Source organism: Mesorhizobium sp. M1399 (genome assembly GCF_040317735.1).
Lineage (GTDB): Bacteria > Pseudomonadota > Alphaproteobacteria > Rhizobiales > Rhizobiaceae > Mesorhizobium.
The window spans coordinates 1-747 of record NZ_JAMYKZ010000077.1 but is presented as its reverse complement, the minus strand read 5'-3'; the positions used below and the strand labels follow the sequence as shown (position 1 = coordinate 747).

General features: G+C 52.2%; 1 protein-coding gene. It reads right to left on the bottom strand.

All coding sequences use genetic code 11. The features are described from left to right. Nucleotides 1–81 precede the first annotated feature (81 nt). The coding region (locus tag NKH05_RS32985) for a glutathione S-transferase family protein (RefSeq protein ID WP_353027105.1) at nt 82–747 on the bottom strand (666 nt) is incomplete at its 5' end.

Sequence of the window (747 nt, the reverse complement as noted above, 5' to 3'; positions counted from 1 at the left end):
CTAAACAACGCTACCAGACATTTAAGCACGACCGCGTAGGATCGATGGTCTTGTGAATTTTTGGATTCGGCAACGCGACAGCTACTCCCAGAGGGATATTCCCTCTTGCGTTAAGGCTCGTTGCACAGCCGCTCGCTCCTCCAACCGACGTGCATGAGAGGTCCAAGCTGGGTAGGTATTTCGCATGTCAACGGCCATACGATTTCCCCACCTGTAGAATACGAGCAAATACGGATCAACAATTGAATAGGACTCTCCTACGGCCCAATCTCGGTCCGTCAACTTGGATTCTATAAGGGCAAACGCAGAAGCCAAGTGCTCCTTTCCTTTATGAACCAAGGGCTCGTACATCGATTGATCCGGTAAGAAAAAGTCGGCGCGCCAGATCATTCGGACGGCGACCGCGTGAACCGCACTCGATAGCCAGTTAAACCATTCGATGGAACGGATGATGTTTTCTGCATTCGCTCCCAGGAGCCGCGCGTCTGGATTCGTCAGGCCCAGGTGAAATAAGATTGCCGGCGCTTCAGTGAGAGTGAAATTGTCGGCAATGAGAACAGGGATTCGCCCTTTCGGGTTTAAGCGGTGAAATTCGTCGGTCTTGGCTTCGGGATGACCTGGCGACATCAACGCCAGCGAATAGGGCCTTCCAATCTCCTCCATGACGATGTGAGGTGCAAAAGAGCAAGAGCCTGGCGCAGCATGGAGTGTGTAATGCATCAATTCCTCCGAAAACCGCATCTTACC